The 19,490-nt window shown below is 43.7% G+C and carries 20 protein-coding genes; 13 read left to right on the plus strand and 7 right to left on the minus strand.

Annotated features, from left to right (window positions below; translation table 11 throughout):
- Nucleotides 1-173: 173 nt before the first annotated feature.
- The 5 genes from JHD44_RS15965 (at nucleotide 174) to JHD44_RS15985 (ending at nucleotide 4,750) form a co-directional block, all read left to right on the plus strand.
- Entirely contained in the window at nucleotides 174-2,051 is a 1,878-nt protein-coding gene (locus tag JHD44_RS15965) for a sensor domain-containing diguanylate cyclase (RefSeq protein WP_199463762.1), read from the plus strand.
- Between the two features lie 119 nt (nucleotides 2,052-2,170).
- Nucleotides 2,171-2,578, plus strand: coding sequence for a ketosteroid isomerase-related protein (locus tag JHD44_RS15970; protein ID WP_199463763.1), 408 nt, complete (start codon nucleotides 2,171-2,173; stop codon nucleotides 2,576-2,578).
- A 38-nt stretch (nucleotides 2,579-2,616) separates the two neighbouring features.
- The gene (locus tag JHD44_RS15975; protein WP_199463764.1) at nucleotides 2,617-3,219 is read left to right on the plus strand and encodes a GNAT family N-acetyltransferase; all 603 of its coding nucleotides are present in this window, start codon (nucleotides 2,617-2,619) and stop codon (nucleotides 3,217-3,219) included.
- Between the two features lie 12 nt (nucleotides 3,220-3,231).
- Entirely contained in the window at nucleotides 3,232-4,110 is an 879-nt protein-coding gene (locus JHD44_RS15980) for a carbon-nitrogen hydrolase family protein (protein WP_199463765.1), read from the plus strand.
- 94 nt (nucleotides 4,111-4,204) lie between these two features.
- Nucleotides 4,205-4,750: a YaeQ family protein gene (locus JHD44_RS15985; RefSeq protein WP_199463766.1), complete on the plus strand. Its 546-nt coding sequence runs from the start codon at nucleotides 4,205-4,207 to the stop codon at nucleotides 4,748-4,750.
- Here JHD44_RS15985 and JHD44_RS15990 read toward each other — a convergent pair.
- The 4 genes from JHD44_RS15990 to JHD44_RS16005 all read right to left on the minus strand — a co-directional run bounded on the left by JHD44_RS15990 (nucleotide 4,747) and on the right by JHD44_RS16005 (nucleotide 7,188).
- Nucleotides 4,747-5,049 carry a hypothetical protein gene (locus tag JHD44_RS15990; protein WP_199463767.1) on the minus strand — a complete coding sequence of 101 codons (303 nt, stop codon included), beginning with the start codon at nucleotides 5,047-5,049 and terminating at the stop codon, nucleotides 4,747-4,749. The two genes, JHD44_RS15985 and JHD44_RS15990, sit on opposite strands and share 4 nt — an antisense overlap.
- Entirely contained in the window at nucleotides 5,049-5,450 is a 402-nt protein-coding gene (locus JHD44_RS15995; protein WP_199463768.1) for a hypothetical protein, read from the minus strand. The genes JHD44_RS15990 and JHD44_RS15995 overlap by 1 nt, the downstream gene beginning before the upstream one ends.
- Nucleotides 5,451-5,476: 26 nt before the next feature.
- On the minus strand, nucleotides 5,477-5,815 hold the full coding sequence (locus tag JHD44_RS16000; protein WP_199463769.1) for a hypothetical protein: 339 nt from the start codon (nucleotides 5,813-5,815) through the stop codon (nucleotides 5,477-5,479).
- Nucleotides 5,816-5,955: 140 nt separating this feature from the next.
- On the minus strand, nucleotides 5,956-7,188 hold the full coding sequence (locus tag JHD44_RS16005; protein WP_199463770.1) for an NAD(P)/FAD-dependent oxidoreductase: 1,233 nt from the start codon (nucleotides 7,186-7,188) through the stop codon (nucleotides 5,956-5,958).
- 164 nt (nucleotides 7,189-7,352) lie between these two features.
- Between JHD44_RS16005 and JHD44_RS16010 the strand changes: the two genes are divergently transcribed.
- The 5 genes from JHD44_RS16010 (at nucleotide 7,353) to JHD44_RS16030 (ending at nucleotide 13,366) form a co-directional block, all read left to right on the plus strand.
- Entirely contained in the window at nucleotides 7,353-9,113 is a 1,761-nt protein-coding gene (locus tag JHD44_RS16010; RefSeq protein ID WP_199463771.1) for a putative bifunctional diguanylate cyclase/phosphodiesterase, read from the plus strand.
- Between the two features lie 84 nt (nucleotides 9,114-9,197).
- Nucleotides 9,198-9,629, plus strand: coding sequence for a DUF7282 domain-containing protein (locus JHD44_RS16015; protein ID WP_199463772.1), 432 nt, complete (start codon nucleotides 9,198-9,200; stop codon nucleotides 9,627-9,629).
- Between the two features lie 128 nt (nucleotides 9,630-9,757).
- Nucleotides 9,758-10,408: a 2OG-Fe dioxygenase family protein gene (locus JHD44_RS16020; RefSeq protein WP_199463773.1), complete on the plus strand. Its 651-nt coding sequence runs from the start codon at nucleotides 9,758-9,760 to the stop codon at nucleotides 10,406-10,408.
- Between the two features lie 240 nt (nucleotides 10,409-10,648).
- Complete coding sequence (locus JHD44_RS16025; protein ID WP_199463774.1) at nucleotides 10,649-11,665, plus strand: amino acid ABC transporter substrate-binding protein; 1,017 nt, start codon at nucleotides 10,649-10,651, stop codon at nucleotides 11,663-11,665.
- A gap of 6 nt (nucleotides 11,666-11,671) precedes the next feature.
- A complete protein-coding gene (locus tag JHD44_RS16030) occupies nucleotides 11,672-13,366 on the plus strand; it encodes a GGDEF domain-containing protein (protein WP_199463775.1) in 1,695 nt (564 codons plus the stop codon).
- On the opposite strand, the gene JHD44_RS16035 is transcribed toward JHD44_RS16030, so the two are convergent.
- The 3 genes from JHD44_RS16035 to JHD44_RS16045 all read right to left on the minus strand — a co-directional run bounded on the left by JHD44_RS16035 (nucleotide 13,363) and on the right by JHD44_RS16045 (nucleotide 17,419).
- The gene (locus tag JHD44_RS16035; protein ID WP_199463776.1) at nucleotides 13,363-14,919 is read right to left on the minus strand and encodes an EAL domain-containing protein; all 1,557 of its coding nucleotides are present in this window, start codon (nucleotides 14,917-14,919) and stop codon (nucleotides 13,363-13,365) included. The two genes, JHD44_RS16030 and JHD44_RS16035, sit on opposite strands and share 4 nt — an antisense overlap.
- Nucleotides 14,920-15,093: 174 nt before the next feature.
- Nucleotides 15,094-16,680 carry an EAL domain-containing protein gene (locus JHD44_RS16040; RefSeq protein WP_199463777.1) on the minus strand — a complete coding sequence of 529 codons (1,587 nt, stop codon included), beginning with the start codon at nucleotides 16,678-16,680 and terminating at the stop codon, nucleotides 15,094-15,096.
- A 151-nt stretch (nucleotides 16,681-16,831) separates the two neighbouring features.
- The gene (locus JHD44_RS16045) at nucleotides 16,832-17,419 is read right to left on the minus strand and encodes a DUF2057 family protein (protein WP_199463778.1); all 588 of its coding nucleotides are present in this window, start codon (nucleotides 17,417-17,419) and stop codon (nucleotides 16,832-16,834) included.
- A 145-nt stretch (nucleotides 17,420-17,564) separates the two neighbouring features.
- Here JHD44_RS16045 and JHD44_RS16050 point away from each other — a divergent pair, with 145 nt between their 5' ends.
- From JHD44_RS16050 to JHD44_RS16060, 3 genes are all read left to right on the plus strand, one after another.
- Nucleotides 17,565-18,230, plus strand: a complete 666-nt coding sequence (locus JHD44_RS16050; protein ID WP_199463779.1) for a 7-cyano-7-deazaguanine/7-aminomethyl-7-deazaguanine transporter — start codon at nucleotides 17,565-17,567, stop codon at nucleotides 18,228-18,230.
- Nucleotides 18,231-18,299: 69 nt separating this feature from the next.
- A complete protein-coding gene (locus JHD44_RS16055) occupies nucleotides 18,300-18,584 on the plus strand; it encodes a TIGR03643 family protein (protein WP_199463780.1) in 285 nt (94 codons plus the stop codon).
- Nucleotides 18,585-18,820: 236 nt separating this feature from the next.
- The gene (locus JHD44_RS16060; protein WP_199463781.1) at nucleotides 18,821-18,979 is read left to right on the plus strand and encodes a YqaE/Pmp3 family membrane protein; all 159 of its coding nucleotides are present in this window, start codon (nucleotides 18,821-18,823) and stop codon (nucleotides 18,977-18,979) included.
- Nucleotides 18,980-19,490 lie beyond the last annotated feature (511 nt).

Consider the following 19,490-nt stretch of genomic DNA (forward strand, 5'->3'; position numbering starts at 1 on the left):
GTGTTGCGGTCAATTTATAAACAGAAGTTTATCGTTTCAAAACGTTGCTGAATGTAGTGCTTTGCAAATTTGAAACCATGAATTGTGGTTATGGCTTGATAAGGTTATCGCAAAGATGCACTCTTTGTTTATAAGAAAACCCTGATTTAGCAACTTCATGAAGGAAGCACTCGATGCAAATGATTGCCAGTGTCCTCGGCTTAATCTTATTTATGGCCAGTTCATTGATGTTAAGCTCTTTCTCTGGCGCTACGAGTAAAGCCCCTTATTTGGAAATTAGTGCGAGTCAATCCCATTACGTCTTAACACCTTATCAAAGCTTTCTTCAAAATACAGATCAGGCCCATTACGAGGACGTAAATGAACTTTCTAACAGCGTTTGGCAGCAATCAACTAACGCCCCACACTTAGGTGTTAATCTAACTCAATGGGTACGTATCCCCATCCAAATCAACGCTCCAAAAACAGATAAGTGGCTACTCGAGGTCGGCTGGCCGAACTTTTCATACATTGATTGGTATTTGAAAGATCAAGCGACAGGAAAATTGATTGATCATCAAGTGCCCGCTCAAAGCACTCAAAACGATCAATTATCTTTCCCTATATCATTGCCGAGTACAGGCAGCTATATGCTGTACATAAAAGTAGTCGGCCATGAAAAAATCATTTTACCGTTGGCACTGAAAACCCTAGATATTCATGATCAAGAAATACATATCAGAAGTCTTCTGACAGGACTTTTCTACGGTGTTCTGTGTGCCATGTTGTTCTACAACCTTTCACTATATGCCTTTACCCATGAGTCAAATTACGGCGCATACTGCCTATATGTAATCTCTATTATTTTTTATACGCTCAGCACTTCAAGCCATTACATTAGTTTCTTACACGGGCATTTCGACTGGTTTGATCAATATGCCTATCGCATATCTGTTCCTATTGCATTTCTTAGTGCAGCCATTTTCATACGTAAATTTCTATTACTGTCTGAGCGCAATGATGCCACACAGTACGTAAGCAAAGTGGCTATTCTCATATGGACGATGATATTTTTGATGACCCCCATCATGCCCGCGACTTGGCAAATTTGGATCATAGATATCTTTGCTTTTACAAGCTGCGTGGTCGGTTTATGGATTTCAAGCTTTGTTTGGTACAAAGGTGACCCTTCAGGAAAGTACATCACCATTGCCTGGACACCATTGATGATAGCAACATTCGTGCTCATGATGGGCCTAACCAATATTATCTCTTTCTCAATGAACCTTTATTACTTACAAAATATCGCTTTCACCGTGGAGGTTTTACTGATATCAACCGCTCTGGCTGAACGTATTAATAGGGAGCGACAAGAACGAGAAGAAGCTCAAGCACAATCCATTTACTATGAACAACGAAGCGTTGAGGCCCGACAACGAGAAATCACCGCTCAACAACATGCTATTGAGGTTGAACGGACAGCCAAAGAAAACCTAGAGCAGCAAGTAGCAGAACAAACCAGTGAACTAAAGCTCGCTATGTATTCATTAACCCAAGCCAATACTGAGCTGGAAATAATGAGCCAAACAGATGGTTTGACTAACTTGATTAATCGACGCCACTTTGATCGAAAATTCACAGAAGCATTTGATCGCGCCATTGACGCAAAGTGGATGATGGCTATTTTGATGTTGGATATAGACTTCTTCAAAAAGGTAAATGATCAACACGGTCACCAAGCTGGGGATCAGTGTTTACGTGATATCTCGGCCATATTTCAAGGCATGACGGACGATAAATGCGACCTTTGTGCACGATACGGCGGTGAAGAGTTTTGCATTGTGCTGCCAAATCGTACAAAAGAGCAGGCCTATGATATAGCGGAGTCTATTAGACAAGCTGTGGCAGAAAAAGAGATTCGCTACGGTGGTGAAATGTTTCATGTGACCATTAGTATTGGGCTTTACAATGCTGTTCCAAAACATCACAGCCAGCGGGATAAATTCCTAAAACATGCGGATGAAGCGCTTTATATGGCAAAACGAAATGGTCGAAATCAGGTCGCATCTTAATACCCACTCCTTTTACGACATGTAAATGCGTGATTTTGCCAGACCATATGTCAGGCCCTTTAACAACGAAAGCTGGCCTCTTATCATAAGTCTTTTTCGATCAACCCTTTGGAGTGCTCATGAGCCAAGCCACTGTTCAGTTACTGCAAAACTACTACAAAGCCTTCAACGCTCAAGATATGGATACGTTCTTGTCTCTACTAACGGATGACGTGGTACATGACATCAACCAGGGTGACCGTGAAGTGGGCAAAGACACTTTCTCTGCGTTCATGGATCGTATGAACAAGAACTACAAAGAAACCATCGTAGATATCGTTGTGATGTCGAACGCAGCAGGCGACCGGGCAGCGGTAGAATTTACCGTGCTTGGTGAATACCTTGCGACGGACGAAGGCCTACCAGAAGCAAACGGCCAAACTTACAAACTGCCAGCAGGCGCGTTTTTTGACATCCGTGATGGCAAAGTCGCTCGAGTCACCAACTACTACAACCTAGAAGACTGGATCGCTCAAGTTTCAGCGTGAGCCCGACGTCTTAAGATCTTAGCTATACAGGAACGCCCATGCTGACCTTTCAACGACTTTCTGGCCCAGCGTTGAATCAATACATTGATGCGCTGGCACAGCTACGTATGCAGGTGTTTCGTGACTTTCCTTATCTGTACGATGGGGATTTGGCCTACGAAGCACGTTATTTAAAAACCTACATCGAAGCCCCAGACAGCGTCATCGTATTGGCGTTTGACGGCGACAAAGTCGTCGGTGCGTCCACTGGCGTGCCACTGCGTCACGAAATGGCGGAAGTAAAACAGCCATTTCTAGATGCGGGCCTAAACATCGATGAGATCTTTTATTGCGGTGAATCGGTTCTGCTGTCCGAATACCGTGGCCAAGGCGCCGGCGTCGCCTTTTTCGATCATCGCGAAGCACACGCACAGAGCCTAGCTGGCATCAAATACTCTTGCTTCTGTGGCGTACAACGCTCCGGCGACCACCCTGCGCGTCCGGCGGATTACCAACCGTTAGATCAGTTCTGGCATAACCGCGGTTACGAAAAACGCCCAGAACTCGCCACCCACTTTAGTTGGAAAGAAGTGGGCGAAAGTACAGAGTCATTGAAACCCATGACTTTCTGGATGAAACCTTTAACGAACTCAGCACGATAGAGCAGAACGATTATGAGCGCATTTAAACTGGCGGCGGCCCAATACGACATTGGCTTCTTTCACCGTTGGGAAGAGTTTGCCGACAAGCTTGAAAGTTGGGTGAGCCGAGCCGCGCAGCAAGATGCAAAATTATTGGTGTTTCCTGAATACGGCAGTATGGAACTGGCCTCTTTATTTGGCGAAAACGTCTACAAAGATCTAAATCTGCAACTGCACGAAATGCAGTCGATCCTGCCGCAATTCCATGACTTACATATAGAATTGGCAAAGCGCCACAATGTCATGATTTTGGCAAGCTCATTTCCAACGATCCAAGACAACGGCACCTTCCTAAACCGTGCCAACCTGTTTGACCCACGCGGCCTCATTGGTTTCCAAGACAAGCTAACCATGACCCGTTTTGAAAACGAGCAATGGCACATCACTGGCGGCGATCAGATCAAAGTCATCGACACTGACCTTGGCCGCGTCGGCGTGCATATCTGTTACGACTCTGAATTCCCAATGATCGCCAACCAGCAGGTAGCGGCGGGCGCTGACTTACTATTGGTACCAAGCTGCACCGATACGGAAGCGGGCTTCCATCGTGTGCGCATCGGTTGTCAGGCCCGTGCCTTGGAAAACCAATGTTACGTGGTGCAATCCCCAACGGTCGGTCATGCCACTTGGTCAGAGGCAGTCGACATCAACACTGGCCGCGCCAGTGTCTACACACCCATGGATTACGGCTTCCCTGGCAACGGTATCTTGGCGCAAGGTGACACAGATGATGCTGGCTGGGTCTTTGCTACTGTTGACCTTGCTGAAATTGCCCGCATCCGTGACGAAGGACAGGTATTTAACTACCGTGACTGGCCAAAGCAATTTGAACTTAAAGGCCCAGAGGGTTGATCTGAAAGCTCTCTAGCCTGAAGAACTTCCCCATCAGTTCTTATTTAGGAGTACAATGCGCGCCATCTTTTCTGAATTAGTGAATTACTCATAAATGGCTATCAAAGCAACGATTTACAAAGCCTCTGTGCAAGTGTCGGACATGGATCGACACCATTACCAAAGTTACGATTTAACCCTTGCGCTACACCCTTCTGAAACCGAAGAACGCATGATGACGCGCCTAGCTGCGTTTGCATTATTAGCCGATGAGAAAGAAGGCGATGAGCAGTTGTCATTCACCAAAGGGTTGAGCACCGATGACGAGCCGGATCTATGGCAGAAGAATTTCTCAGATGAGATTTTGCTATGGGTAGAGCTTGGTCAGCCTGATGAGAAGCGCCTGCGTAAAGCATGTGGTCGCGCAAAAGATGTCGTGGTTGTGAACTACAACGATAAGTCAGATATCTGGTGGGAGCAGAACAAAGGTAAAACCAGCCGTTTTGATAATTTGCGTATTTTACAGTTCGCAGAGTCTGAAATCCAAGCACTGGAAGGATTGTGTGCTCGTACCATGCAGTTAAACGTTACTATCCAAGACGGCGAGATGTGGATCTCTAGCGAACAAGGCGAGTGCGCGCTGAACCCTACTTGGCGTTAATCTTTCTTGGCTTGTGGTTGCTCAGGTTCTGGATTAAACCGTGCAGCCACATACTGACTGATAATACCCAACACTTCGGTTTGAATGCCTTTTAATAGCGTTCGACGAGATTGATGGGCGGCTTCACATTGTGTGGTTAATCCCAAGGCAAAACTCACCAATAAACCTTTAGTACTCGAAATAGCTTCAAGGGTTTGCTTTTTGGCTAGAGTACGATCTGCACCAGCCTTGGCTTGCTGGCGTTTACAGCGCATATAGAGTTTTTCACGTTCTCGATACATGTCATTTAAGCCAAACATCAGTCATCCTCGCTGTCTGTTGGAATGATCGCATCCAATGTACGGGTTAAATCCATACGTTTAAGGGTTCTACGTATCAGCAAAACTAAACCAAAGGAACTGATAAGCGTAGCGACCAAAGCGGTGGCTAAAATCCCGAGTAAAGACCAGCCTGCATACCATGCAGCCGTCGCCAGTAATGCGATCAATAGAAGCCAGCTGGTCACCAGTAAAAACACCACACCACACATTAGAGCGATGAGCTGAGCCCCTGAAGCCATCCAGATCTTTGCCTCTAAGGCGCTAAGACCGAGGATACTTTTGAGCCACTTTTTATGGCTCAAGGTCAGCTGATCTGCAGTAACAGCCACTTCCTTAGCGGGTGCTTCAGTGGCGTGGTCACGTTCGTTAAATGGCGTCATGCTAGCTTCCATGTGATCAAGTCATATTACTTACGCTTGCACAGAAGACTGGCTGCGACAGCACCTGCTAGGAACGCAAAACCAACTGTTTTAAGTGGGTTTTCTTTGGCATAAGAGCCTACGGCAGTGCTTACTTTCTCAGATTGCTCACGTGCGGTATCTGCAATTTGATGCGCTTGGGCACTGATTTGTTGCGCCATTGCCTCAACACGCTCTTGACCATTTTCGGCAGCGGCCGCTGCACCATCAACACCCTTATGAGCTGTTTCAGCCGCTTTATCTACAGCATCATGTGCCTTTGACTGAGCATTGTTCTTCGCTTGAGTTCCATTTTTCGATTGAGTAGAGCTGTTTGCTGTTGCCATGTTCTGTACCTCCTGTGCGTTAATTCAGTATTTAAACTAGCGCCATTCTAGACAGATAGGAAGGTTTGAACTCTAATCTTCCTTTTGTTTACAAGTTAGCAAAAAGCACCCAATAAAACTGACCCTTTCATGAGAAATGTCTAAAAACGTGCACTTGGCTCAAGTGGAGCCCACTGCCCTTCTTTTTCTCCTGCTATATTTGCTACGAGGATTTTTGCGGTAGTTGGACCTTGTGTGAAACCTTGATGACCATGGCCAAAATGGAACCACATGCGCTCATGTTTCGGCGCCTTACCAACAACAGGAAGCATATCTGGCATACATGGACGTGTGCCAAACCATTGATCTTCTTGGATACGCTCACCTAGTTCGAGTAATGTTTTTAAAGCGCTAACGCCTCGCTGCAATTGCTTGGGCTCAGCGGTGGCGTTTAAGTCAACTAACGCAGCCCCCGTTGTAACACGAATGCCTCGACTCATAGGAGCGGCTAACACACCATTAGCCACGTCTAAGAATGGACGATTTAAAGGCGTCGTCTCTTGATAGTGACCATGATAACCACGCTTGTAGACCATCGGAATGTTATAACCAAAGCGTTTCAGTAGTTCAGGACTCCAAGGACCCAAAGCAATAACCACCTGCTCAGCATTAACAATGCCCTGCTCTGTTTTTACAACCCAACCCGTTGTGGTTTGCGTCAGGCTATTCGCGTCGCCTTTTAGCAAACGGCCGCCGCGCTGTTCAAACAGGGTTGCATAGGCTTGCGTCAGCCCTCCTGGATCTTTACAGCTCCAACTGTCTAACCAATGAACAGCGCCAACCGGTGCCTGCTTCAGAGCAGATTCTTCTAATTGGTAAGCTTGGCCGTCAACAATACGAGAACGTACGCCAAACTCACGCTCTAGCCGCTCAGCACGCGCTTTTTCTTTATCAAAGCTCACCTCATCTCGATAAAGCATCGCCAGACCATTTCGAATAATCAATGTGTCAGAGTTAGAGGCATCTATGAGCGGTGCATGGTCTGCTGTGGCAAGAGCGGCAAGTTTTGCGTAGGTTGTGGATATTTTTCGGTGCTTGTCCGTTGCCGAATTCAAGAAGTAACGCCATAGAGCGGGAGCCATCCTAAGCGTAGGTGCTAGCTCCCATAACACATCATTGGTATGCCCAATGGCATAGCGCCAAAGTGTGCTCAGATCCTGAGGTAAAGCATAGGGTTCAACAGCCTCTGTTTGAATAATCCCTGCATTACCAAAACTGGTTTCCAAGCCTGGTTGAGTTCGATCAACCACCGTCACAGTATGCCCTGCCTCTTGCAATGCGAGTGCAGAAGAAATACCAACCATCCCTGCACCTAGTACAATGAACTCTGCCATGTGCAACGCCCTCCAAACTGAGATTTTTTCTTATCTACTATGCATTTTAGCTCTTCAGAAGTGTAGCTTTTTGTTCGTTTCATTTGCTTGTTGCTGTATATCAATTCACCTCATAATTTGCTTCCGTTACTCTTGGGTACTTGACGCTTTGAGTATGAATAGTAATGGAACCACTACATTTGAATGTGCCTTTTACAACTGATGTTATGGATATGTTCCGAGATGCAGTTGTGATTACAGATGCTGAAGGCATTATCCTTAAGGTCAACCAAACATACCAAGATATATCCGGTTACAGCGAAGCGGAGCTCATTGGTCAGCGCCCAGCAAAAGTAAAGTCGGGACGTCATGGAGACGCGTTCTATCAAGCTATGTGGCAGGACCTCAAAACGATTGGATATTGGGAAGGTGAAATCTGGGACCGACGGAAAAATGCTGAAGTCTACCCAAAGTGGTTAAAGATTCAGGCAACTTACGACAGCCAAGGTAATATTTCCCATTATGTTGGTGTTTTTTACGAGACGAAAAATCCCAACCCCAGTCTCCATGAAAGAGAGCGCTTAGCTAACATCGATCCACTTACTGGTCTTTGTAATCGCAGTTGTTATCGGGAGAGTTTGACTAACATTTGCCATCATGTGTCTTCTGAAGAACTGTTCATACAATTGTACTTAGACATTGATAAGTTCAAGGATATTAATGAAAAATATGGTTATGTTGTAGGTGATGACTTACTAACTATGTTTGCTGATCGTGTTCGTAGAGCATGGCATGAGATATGGCTGAACCATACTTTTGCAACCGTAGGGCAAGATGGGAGCGAACTGTTGGCACGTTTCAGTGGCGATGAGTTCTTAATGGGGTTTCGATTACTTAAGAGCGCAGCAACAAATCTTGATCAGCTGCTACACGAAGTCACTCAAGTGCTCAACATGCCTTACAAGGTCAGAGGCCATGTGATTCAGATTTGCTGTAGTGTCGGCATGGCACAGCTTTTTATTGATGCCAGTAATTCTGATGAGCTAATCGCTCATGCAGAAGCTGCGATGTATGTTGCAAAACAAGCTGGCGGTGACCGAACCATGCTGTTTACTCAATCTATTAAGGAACAGTTAGAGCGCCGTAAACTCATCGAACAAAGTTTGATTGCCGCCATTGCCGCTGGGCAGTTCGAACTCTATTACCAACCTAAAGTAGGCGGCTTGTCTCGCCAAGTTTGTGGCTATGAAGCATTAGTACGTTGGAACCACCCTCAGCTTGGTATTCTCTCGCCTTCAGAGTTTATTCCAATTGCTGAAGAAACTGGGGCAATTTTACCATTAGGTGATTGGGTGATGGAGCATGCATGTCTTCATGCAAAAGAGCTGAATGATTTAGGCTTTGAAAATATACCTGTTGCCATCAATGTTTCTGCTTCACAGCTGTCTGATCCAGATTGGCTAGATCGCCTATTGTTTATTCTGCAGAAGACTAAACTTCCAACACATTTAATAGAACTTGAGTTAACCGAGAGTCAGTTACTCGTCGATATTGATCATTCTACAGATCTCATTACTTATATTCGCTCGCTGGGCGTTAAAGTCGCGCTGGATGATTTTGGCACAGGCTATTCCTCACTTAGTTATTTGAGAAATTTGCCACTTGATACGCTCAAAATTGATAGATCTTTTGTTGCCCACCTTCAAGAGAACCAAGAGAACTACGATCTCGCAATCATCAAAGCAGTAAAAGCTTTATCAAAGCAACTCGGCATATCCTTAGTGGCCGAAGGTGTAGAGAAAGCAATGCAAGAAAGAATTCTTACTGAAATTGGCTGTGATCAATTACAAGGATACTTGTATAGCAAACCGATCCCTGCCAAAGAGTTTTTAGCACTTTGCTTACGTAGTCTCACAGAGGAAGAAGAAAAATTTAAATCACAATGAAACTTTTAAAAATTTCCTTCGTGTATAGAACTAACGAACCAAGCGTTGGTTCTATTTTCACTTGATCAATACAGGAAGGTAATTATGAACACGGTCACTCTTAGAACACTGAAAGTATTTTCTTTAAGCATGGCACTAACCAGTGCAGCAGGTCTCGCCACCGCAGCTCATCATGGCGTAAGCGTAGAAGGTATGGATCAAGATGTCTCTCATGGCTATGTTACAGCCAGCACAATCAAGTCTGAAGCAAATGGGTGGCTAGTGGTGCATCGCACTGATAGCAATATGAAGCCTGGTCCAGTGGTTGGTTACGCCCCCGTTATCAAAGGCAAAAACAGTAATGTCAGTGCTATTTTGCAAGAACCCGTGAAAAGCGGTGAAATGCTGATGCTGATGTTACACGGTGAAAATGGGGGTATGAAGACAGGCGTCTTTGAATACACTCTAGGAGCCAAAGAGGATGGTCCAATCAAAGTGGATGGCAAACTGGTCATGGATGTCATTAGCGCAAAATAATCATTCTTGATCGTAAAGGTGGGTTTCATTGCCCACCTTTTTCAGTCTAAACTTAGTAATGAGCTTACCGGCTCTCTAATAAAAATAATCATACGTTGCGCATGATCTGCCAACGAGGAGAAATTACTATGTTGACGACTAAATCAGCTCAAGAGGCTTTTCGTCTTGAAGTAGGCCAATTACCTCAAGCAAGTGTAAACCACCTCGCACCGTCTTTTGACAACTTACCTGACAATCCCTACGCCGACGGCTCATACCGATTACGCCGTTACTCGCGGTTCGCTTTTAGCAACGACTCACTCTCACGCCTTCCAAGCAAGGCATTTGTACAAGATGAAAGCATTAATCACTTTCAAGGAAACGTTGAACGTACCTACCCAGAAATTGAAGACGAGACAGTGTCTGACCCAGCTTTTCGAGAATTATTCGAGCACTTCCAAAAGATGACTGATATTGCAGACGGCAGCACTATTGAAGTTCATCAAATGCGTATCTTTGCTGACCACAACTCCGTTGAAGTGGCACCAGAAGGCGTTCATCAGGATGGCTTTGATCGCATTGGTATTTACGTCATTCAACGCCATAATATCACTGGTGGTGAAGTGAGTGTTCATACAATGGAAACCAGCCCAGCCATGATGAAACACCCTCTTAATAATGGTGAATTCGTTGTCTTAAATGATCGTCGCTTTTTCCATTATGCCGCGCCTATTGAACCGATTGACGGCGAACTTGGATATATGGATGCGTTTGTATTAACAGCTAATTTGGTTCATTAGCTGTAAACCAAAATATGAGCCCGTCACCGTATGGGCTCGTATTTCTGCACGGTCGTATTCACTCGTGAGCAAAGATTATTCATAAGATTAGTTTATAATTCCCGCCTACGCTTCACTTAGATCAATCCAAACCTAACCTTTTGGTTTAAAAGTAGTGTGCTTATAAGAAGTTGGTTATATTATTTTCGTGTTATTCGAAAAGTTTATAGTCACCAAGCACGGTTTCGTTAGGACAGGTTTATGATAAAGCTTCCAAATTGGCCCGCAATTGCCGCAATAACTTTGTTCAGTGGTGTATGTATTACTGCGCAAGCAGGCACTCTTGAAGAAGTGCAAAACAGAGGGGACCTGAATTGTGGCGTCTACCCTGACGACCCGGGTCGTAGCGCGTTGGACAGTAACGGTCGTTGGCAAGGTTTTTATGTAGATTTCTGTCGTGGCGTTGCCGCTGCGGTATTGCATAACCCAGAGTACGTCAATTTTGTCGAAGTGGGCTCAACATCACGGTTCACGTCTTTAGTTGAACGAACCACGGATGTGGTTATGTACAGCTCCACTTGGACACTTGGCCGCGAAAACACTTATAACATCCGCTTTCCAGCGCTTTATCTGTTTGATGGTCAAGGCTTCGTAGTCCGTAACCGCTCAAACATCCACAGCCTTGATGACCTCAATGGTAAAACGGTGTGTGTTACTGGTAATACAACCACCCAACAAAACCTTGAGGACTACATTAACAACCACGGTTTTAAAACAGATGTTGTTTATGCGAATGGCGATCAATTCTTTCGTGGAAGTATTTGTGATGCATACAGTGCAGACCGCATGAACTTAGCGACCAATCTAGCGAATCGTGTTGAAAACCGCAGTGATTATCGGATTCTGCCAGACACTCTGTCTCGAGAACCTATCGGACCAAGCGTTCGAGATGATGACCCGCAATGGAACCGTATCGTGCGTTCTGTTGTTCACGCTGTGATTGTGGCGGAAGAAAAGGGCATCACTCAATCGAACATTGATCAGCTTAAGCTCAGCAGTCAGAATATAGAGACACGTAACTTATTAGGCGTCAGCGGTGATTTAGGCGAACATTTGAGCCTGGATGCGGATTGGGCTTATCGTGTCATTAAAGCCGTCGGCAACTACAGTGAAATTTATAACCGTCACTTTGGTCCAGACACCCCCATTGGCCAGCCTCGGGGCCTAAATGCTTTGTGGCGCGACGGCGGTGTTTTATTCGCTCCGCCATTTAAGTAATTGAATATGTCTGCAGAGTACTTTTTTAGGATCCCTCGCTTTCAAAAACTCGGCGTTCGCTTAAACATTATCCTATTGGGAACGATCATTTTTTTCTTAGTTTCCAGCGGTTACGGTATTTGGACGCTACAGCAACAATCGGCGCAATTTAAAGCAGTAACTCAGACCTATTACGAGCGAGCAATGCTTGCAGCCGAATTGTCTCGTGATGCAGAGCTGATAGCAACACAAGCCATGGAGCAAAGCGTCACCCAAAAATTAGGCAATATTGACACCACCATTTTGCAGGCGGACTTCACTCGTATATTTACTGTAGCACGTGAAAAGCTTACGGCAGAGACCACGGAAGAAGTGGAGACATTGGCTGAAATTGACCGTTTAACGTCCCCTTACTTCGGTCAACTGATTCTGTTTTATCAGTTAAGTGAGCGACAACAGCGCTTAGAATTGGACATGGATTCATTAAATAGAGCTCGGCAACAAATTATTAAGCCGCTGCTCAACATTGATTTTTCGTCAGCCCCCAGTCGCTTTAGCAACCTCGCTGTGAGCTACTCTCACAGCAGCCAAGCTTATTTAGAAGCAAGTTCTCCCGGCCTAATCGCTCGCCGTCAATCGCAGTTAAAACAACTTCAAGAACGATTAATGAGTATTGAAGGCTTAACCGTTAATCAACAAGAAACGCGTAATGCTTTAATTGACAACATCCTCCAAACGGTTTCATTAAAAAATCAGCTTCATAAAACCAATTTGGAAACCCTGTCTGCTATGCGCACTACTCGCCTTTATGCACAGCGCCTTAGCAGTGTTTGTTACGACTTTTACTTGATGGTGAAAAATCGTGCCGAACAAGCATCATTGCAACACAGCCAGCTGATTGAGAGGGTTAATATTCAAATTGCGCTTTTCAGCGCCGCTTTTTTAGGCCTGATTGGCTTAGCCTATTGGTTTATACATCATTTTATTGTTAGACGTTTAAATCATCTCAGTGCGGTTATGCAAAAACACGCAATGGGATCACCGGAGCCGATTCCACAAAGTGGCCATGATGAGATCACTGTGATTGGTAAAACCTTTGCACAGTTTGTTCAAGCAAACAATGTCGCCCATGAAGAAACTCAAAACGCTAGAAAAATTGCTGAACAAGCCAATCAGCAATTACGAGAGTTAAACACCCATCTTAATCAGCAAAATAACACTGATGAGCTCACACAAATTCCTAATCGCCGCTATTTCTTTAATTGGTTGCAAGCAAGCTATGAGAACCTAGCGGAGCACAACAGCAGCTTGGGGATTCTAATGATCGATATTGACTGGTTTAAGTCTTTTAATGACCACTATGGACACCAAGCTGGCGACGAGTGTTTACGCCATGTAGCCCACCTGTTACAGCACGTTTCTAAGGACTATGCTGGAATGCTAGCTCGGTATGGTGGCGAAGAATTTATTGTGGCAGTCCCTGATGTAACGATAAACGCTCTGGATGAGCTCGGAAGGACACTGCTTTCTGCAATAGACAGCGCAAACATCGCGCATGGATATACACCTTTTCATCATGTGACCATTAGTGTTGGCGCAGCCTATCTGGAACAAGCAAACTTGGATATGCCTGTTGAACGTTTGATTTCTAGAGCAGACCAAGCGCTCTATGAAGCTAAATCAAAAGGCAGATCGCAGATTGCCCATTATATCCATGACTAGGCTTTTGGAATGGACAGATAAGCTTCTAATTGAGGAATAATCATTGGCTTAGCATACAACCAGCCTTGTGCTAATGCATTAGGGCAAGCTCGCTGAATATAGTCGGCTTGCTCTTGAGTCTCAACGCCTTCGAAAACCGTTCGCACATTCAGCCTTTGAACCAAACTAAAAATAGCATCCAGCATGGTTTGATTGATTGAACCTGTTCCAATGGACTGAGTAAATGACTTATCGACTTTGATTTCTTTTGCATTTAAACGCCCTAACCATGCTAAGTTCGAGTAGCCAGTCCCAAAATCATCTAAAGAAATGCAAATACCTTGTTCAGTATATCGCGCCACGATATTAGCTAATTCATGGCTATCTCCAGCAGACCGTTCAGTGATCTCAAACACTAATTGATCTGTGCGTATATTATTTTGCTTTGAGCATTCACAAATAAATGGCATTAACGAAGCATCAAATAAATCCTGAATCGATAAATTAATGCTCAAGCTCATGTCGCGATATTTAGTCAGTAAAGGTGACATTTCAAATAGGGATGTTTCAATCACAAGTTGAGTGAGTGGACGAATCAAAGAATGCCTTTCTGCCAGCTCAATGAAAGTATCTGGTGAAACCATTCCAAATTCGTGGCTATGCCAGCGAACTAATGATTCGACACCTATTACTTTCTTTGAATTTAAATCCATCTTGGGTTGATAAACCATACTCAGCTCGCGACGGACGATCGCTTTACGCAAATGGTAGATCATTGAGTGTCGCTTCATTCGTCTTATATAGAATGGACAAAATAACATTACACCAAAGCAAACACCTACCCCAGTAATCATAAGTACAGCGGACAATGGTAGTTCGTAAGCGCCCACCACTTTATTCACGCCCACTGCACAAAGGGTTGGCCCAATGCATGTCCGATAATGTAGATATCTATTTGGGAAAGGCAGCCACATGGCAAACGATGGCAAGGGGACTAACATGTCTGAATCAATCTCAAATGCACCAAAGCTTCTGTAAATGAAATTATTCTCTGGGCGAAGCACTTTAACTGCCATATCACTTGGTGGCTGTCTTAGTCCATCAAATGCAAAAGGTGAAGTAAATACAATGACGTTACCATCTTGATCCATTCCTGTTTGATAAGGCAGTCCTAAAACACTGTCTGTATTTAACCAATGTTTTGACTGATCTGGAAAAGATGACGTTGGCTCAGGCAGAGTAGGCTTATCTTCTAAAACGCCCCATTCTGCTGTACATGAAACCCTACCGTCGATAACACGCCCAATATCCTTTATAAATTTATGCTCCCAAAGCGACGTTCTTAGCTTGGCAAGGTCTTCTATAGAACAAGGCTCTGCACTAGATTGCTTCGCTTCCTGAATGCTACCGAAAATATCTTTAGCAACCTTTGCAGAATAGTTCAGCGCATAGTTTGAGTAACTTTCTAATTCTTTTTGCTGAAACTTCATCGCAAAGTAGTGACCAACGCACAGGGCAGCAAGCCCTCCACATATAGCGGCTAAAAGTAACAATCCAGTGATTTGTTTGCTCATAAATAAGCTTCTGATATGTGGATGCATCCGTATCGGCATATCGATTAACTCTCAGAAATTCCAAAGGTAAGTGAATGGCGGAATTAAACCTTACCTTTCATGAGGAAACAACATTAAGTGTTAAATTTTCCCACTTTTTTTATTTTTTTCTAAATATGCCAGCGTATTAACAACTTAAAATACATCGTCATCATTGCCGTCTAAGTACTTTTTAAGCTGTGGAGCAATCATTGGCTTTGCATAGAGCCAGCCTTGCACCAATGCTTGGGGACATGCACGATATATGTAATCCGCCTGCTCTTGTGTTTCTACACCTTCAAATACACACGCAACATCTAATCCATGAAGTAGGCTAAAAATGGCATCTAGCATTGTCTGGTTTATGGAGCCTGTACCAATGGATTGAGTGAACGACTTATCCACCTTAATTTCAGAAGCATTTAAACGACCTAGCCAAGCAAGATTGGAATAGCCCGTTCCAAAATCGTCTAGAGAGATACTCACTCCCGCATCAATATACTTCTGTACCACTTCCGCTAAGCTTGCATCATCTCCTGCTGAGCGCTCTGTTACTTCAAATACGAGTTGTGATAGAGATACATCAAACCTATCGGCTGTCTGGATAATAAATGTGAGTAAGTCAGGGTCCATTAAATCTTGAATAGATACATTTATATTTAGCCGAAATTCTGGACGTAAACGCATAACGTCATGAGTTTTTTCTAAACTTTTCTCAATAACAAAATGTGTTATTTTACGAATAAGGCCTTTTTTCTCAGCGACGCTAATGAAAACTTCAGGTGACACAAAACCAAAATAGGCGCTATTCCAGCGTAGCAGTGCCTCGGCACCAACAGGGTTTCCGCTTGCCAGACATATTTTGGGTTGAAACACGACACTTAGCTCATTCTTGGCAATGGCTCGTTTTAAATGGAAGGCGATTGAATGACGTTTCCGATGGGTTTTGTAAGCTAAAGAACTTACTCCAAGACCACCAAAACCACCCAGTGATGAGATTAATGCAATGCTAAGCCACGAAGCCCCAAAAACACCTGAAGAGCGATCTTCTGACAATACACATAATCCTACATTCGAGCAATCATAGTAATGAAGCGCTGATCTAGTACCGGACTTCAACCACTTATCAATAGAGCCTTTTTCTTCCAGACTATCTAATAGTGAGTCAGTTCTATTACCGAACAAACGAAATACAAAATCTTTATTCTTGTCGACGATAACAGTAGAAATTTTCTGATTAGGCTCTCTCATTGCATCAAATGCAAACGGTGATGTCATGGTTAAAACCGAGCCATCAAGCGCTAAGTCTGTCTGGAAGTGTGTGCCAATAACATTTATAGAGTTTCTCCAAAACTCTATACCATTACTTAATAGCGTATCTGAAGGTGGCAATTTTATAGGAACTGGTAATAAACCACGCTCAGCCGTGCAATGGATCATACCGTTGTAAACTCTACCAATATCCTTTAAGTATTTGTGGTTCCAGAGAATAGAACGTAGCCATTCGATATCACCACTAGAACAAACATCATAAGGAGACTGTTTTGCTGTAATAATGCTGTGTTTCAAATCATCCGTTACATCACTTGCATAGTTTAATGCATAACTTGAGTAGCTTTTTAATTCCAAATACTGACTTTTCTCTATGGTGGCATTCGCTCCCCATAAGGCCAATACAGCAAATATGAAAGCAAACGCGATTGATTGCATCAAGAAACGCCAATGCTCTGTCAGTAATTGCATAGAAGCTCCTGCCTCATTTAACTATTTACACATTCATTAAATTAATAAGAGCTGATTATATTTAATTCCCATACAGTTTATAGGGTGATATATTCAGAAAATGTGTAAAGATAGAGAGTTCAATGCAGTAAACAGCATTTATCGTATTTTTCTACTGTTTTATGATCCAATCCTTAATTTGCTCTCGCTGAACTTCATTCGCTTGTAAATACAACAGCTGTATAGATTTCAGTAGATCATTGTTAGTCGACTCTTCTGTTAACTGCGCAACAAATTCACTTCCTTGGCTTTGATTATATTGATCAAGTAGTGGTTGAATTGCTTCATTCGGTACCGCTCTCTCGGAGAGAGGATGATACTTAAATGTTTTGATTACCCCTTTATTGAATTGTACCCGCCAAACTTTTCGATTTTTAAAATATAACTCTGCTTGGCTTTTTGTAAATAAATCCGGGGCAAGTATCGTTACCTCATCATTAGCTAACGTCGTAAACTCCATTAGGTAAGGCAATGTTTTGTACTCTAGTTCTGCACCACCATCCCTTACTCTATTTTTGTAGCGAAAAACTACTTGATGAGCTCCTGACCTTAAATCTCGTGGTGCTGTATTTAAAGATCTTAAAACAGTGCCATCAACTGCCAGCAGCTCAATCTCTTTAACTATGTACAATGATCCCGCATGGCTTAAAGGAATAATAGAGATTAGCAGGCCGCCTATGATCCATTTCAATCTACTCATTTGTGTGCCCCTTCAAAATCTTCAGACGAGCGTAGACTCTTAAATTGGTTAATGTATAATCAGCGCCCTTGTTTGACCACACGGTTGAACATCTAACTAAAGCATTTGGGTTCCCTCACCCCAAACCAACTAAAAAGGTAACGCTATGAATTCGTTCACTCCTGCGCAACAAGGTAAGGCCTTGCGCTATTTAATCGCCTTCCATCTTCTGATCATCGCATCAAGTAACTATCTGGTTCAAATCCCATTCACACTATTTGGTCTTCATACCACTTGGGGTGCATTCACTTTCCCATTTATTTTCTTAGCGACAGATTTAACCGTACGAATCTTTGGTGCTACTTTAGCCCGTAAGATTATCTTCGTGGTGATGATTCCATCTCTATTGGCCTCATATGTCCTATCAGTCTTGTTCTACGAGGGTGCTTTTCAGGGTTTTGGCGCGCTAGCAGAGTTCAACCTATTTGTTGCTCGTATTGCCATTGCTAGCTTGATGGCTTATGCATTAGGTCAGATTCTAGACGTACATGTCTTTAATCGCCTTCGTAAGCTACGTAACTGGTGGGTAGCTCCTGCGGCATCCACGATTTTAGGTAATGGATTGGATACCTTAGCGTTCTTTGGAATCGCTTTTTACCATAGTCCAGATCCATTCATGGCATCACATTGGCAGGAAATCGCTTGGGCAGATTATGGCTTTAAGCTAATTATCAGCTTAGGCTTGTTTGTTCCAATGTACGGAGTTTTGCTAGCTTTCTTAGCGAAAAAAATTACATCAACGAAAACCGATTTTAAACTCGCTAACGTATAACAAATACGCAAAAGCCGCTGAAACCACCGCGGCTTTTTTGTATCTGTACCTTATGTTTGAGAGTAAGTCATGATCGATACTGTACCTTTAGACCGTGCCACCATCTCTAGAATTATAGAAATGGCTTGGGAAGACCGAACACCATTTGAAGCAATTGAAGATTTGTATGGCTTAAATGAGGCACGTGTCATTAAGCTAATGCGCTCAGAGTTAAAACCAACTAGCTTCAGAAACTGGCGAGCAAGAGTATCAGGACGCCCTACAAAGCATAAAGCTCTTCGCTCTGAAGATGTTGAGCGTGGATATGCGCCCGCACAATATAAACCGAATCATGGTTTAAAACGGCGTTCGTGAAAGATTCGAATACATAACCACTCGTCTTAAACTAAGAAACTATCTTCTCCAGTCCAAATTTATACCAATAACTCATATAGTAAAGAGCTTGTATGGACGTGCGGATTATAGAACTATTAAGCAAATAATATCGTGATACTGTGTAACCCTAAGAAATTAGCTTGCTGAAAAATAATTACTGATTCAAAGTGTCACTTATCGATGACAGCAACTAGATATGAAGAGGATTTTACGATATGGATTTAATAAGAATTTTAATTGCTATCTTACTACCACCACTCGGCGTGTTCCTACAAGTAGGTATCGGTGGTGCTTTCTGGCTGAATATCCTACTGACCCTATTCGGCTACATTCCAGGCATCGTTCATGCAGTCTGGGTTATCGCCCGCCGCTGATTGTGCCTTTGACATCATTTAGGTTTCCTTTTGCCCAGCTCGCCACGCTGGGCTTTTTTATGTTAATAAGTGTATTAGTTATCAACATAGAAAAATGTTCTACCAGCTACGCAGCAATGGCCTCTTTATGTGGATAAGCGATTAAACCTAAAACCTCTCCTATGACATAGAGCTATCCATGGAATCAAGAGCTTTGGTAGCGAGCAATCGCCATCGGGAGATCGCTCGTAAGACCCCCTTTGCACATGGCTGTGCCCTTTTCGCCAGACGTAAAAAAGCCCTGACCTATGATACAGGCACTTATTGAGTGCTATGAAGTGACGACCACAATGATCTGAAGCTGCGCTTCATCCCCTACGGGCATCCTGCGGATGTCTGCCTCTGGCTCCTACGGAGCGTGTCATCACATGGATCCATTGTAGTGGACAGATAGGTGACGTGATTCCACTTTTAAATTCAGAAAAGCAAAAAACCCCGCCCTGCTTCGCAGGACGGGGTTCTTTTCATTTAA

The sequence above is a fragment of the Marinomonas ostreistagni genome (assembly GCF_016461785.1).
Lineage (GTDB): Bacteria > Pseudomonadota > Gammaproteobacteria > Pseudomonadales > Marinomonadaceae > Marinomonas > Marinomonas ostreistagni_A.

Excerpts from the sequence above, each read along its gene's own strand:
- JHD44_RS15965 (WP_199463762.1), top strand. The coding sequence starts at position 174 with ATGCAAATGATTGCCAGTGTCCTCGGCTTAATCTTATTTATGGCCAGT.
- JHD44_RS15970 (WP_199463763.1), top strand. The coding sequence starts at position 2,171 with ATGAGCCAAGCCACTGTTCAGTTACTGCAAAACTACTACAAAGCCTTC.
- JHD44_RS15975 (WP_199463764.1), top strand. The coding sequence starts at position 2,617 with ATGCTGACCTTTCAACGACTTTCTGGCCCAGCGTTGAATCAATACATT.
- JHD44_RS15980 (WP_199463765.1), top strand. The coding sequence starts at position 3,232 with ATGAGCGCATTTAAACTGGCGGCGGCCCAATACGACATTGGCTTCTTT.
- JHD44_RS15985 (WP_199463766.1), top strand. The coding sequence starts at position 4,205 with ATGGCTATCAAAGCAACGATTTACAAAGCCTCTGTGCAAGTGTCGGAC.
- JHD44_RS15990 (WP_199463767.1), bottom strand. The coding sequence starts at position 5,049 with ATGTTTGGCTTAAATGACATGTATCGAGAACGTGAAAAACTCTATATG.
- JHD44_RS15995 (WP_199463768.1), bottom strand. The coding sequence starts at position 5,450 with ATGACGCCATTTAACGAACGTGACCACGCCACTGAAGCACCCGCTAAG.
- JHD44_RS16000 (WP_199463769.1), bottom strand. The coding sequence starts at position 5,815 with ATGGCAACAGCAAACAGCTCTACTCAATCGAAAAATGGAACTCAAGCG.
- JHD44_RS16005 (WP_199463770.1), bottom strand. The coding sequence starts at position 7,188 with ATGGCAGAGTTCATTGTACTAGGTGCAGGGATGGTTGGTATTTCTTCT.
- JHD44_RS16010 (WP_199463771.1), top strand. The coding sequence starts at position 7,353 with ATGGAACCACTACATTTGAATGTGCCTTTTACAACTGATGTTATGGAT.
- JHD44_RS16015 (WP_199463772.1), top strand. The coding sequence starts at position 9,198 with ATGAACACGGTCACTCTTAGAACACTGAAAGTATTTTCTTTAAGCATG.
- JHD44_RS16020 (WP_199463773.1), top strand. The coding sequence starts at position 9,758 with ATGTTGACGACTAAATCAGCTCAAGAGGCTTTTCGTCTTGAAGTAGGC.
- JHD44_RS16025 (WP_199463774.1), top strand. The coding sequence starts at position 10,649 with ATGATAAAGCTTCCAAATTGGCCCGCAATTGCCGCAATAACTTTGTTC.
- JHD44_RS16030 (WP_199463775.1), top strand. The coding sequence starts at position 11,672 with ATGTCTGCAGAGTACTTTTTTAGGATCCCTCGCTTTCAAAAACTCGGC.
- JHD44_RS16035 (WP_199463776.1), bottom strand. The coding sequence starts at position 14,919 with ATGAGCAAACAAATCACTGGATTGTTACTTTTAGCCGCTATATGTGGA.
- JHD44_RS16040 (WP_199463777.1), bottom strand. The coding sequence starts at position 16,680 with ATGCAATTACTGACAGAGCATTGGCGTTTCTTGATGCAATCAATCGCG.
- JHD44_RS16045 (WP_199463778.1), bottom strand. The coding sequence starts at position 17,419 with ATGAGTAGATTGAAATGGATCATAGGCGGCCTGCTAATCTCTATTATT.
- JHD44_RS16050 (WP_199463779.1), top strand. The coding sequence starts at position 17,565 with ATGAATTCGTTCACTCCTGCGCAACAAGGTAAGGCCTTGCGCTATTTA.
- JHD44_RS16055 (WP_199463780.1), top strand. The coding sequence starts at position 18,300 with ATGATCGATACTGTACCTTTAGACCGTGCCACCATCTCTAGAATTATA.
- JHD44_RS16060 (WP_199463781.1), top strand. The coding sequence starts at position 18,821 with ATGGATTTAATAAGAATTTTAATTGCTATCTTACTACCACCACTCGGC.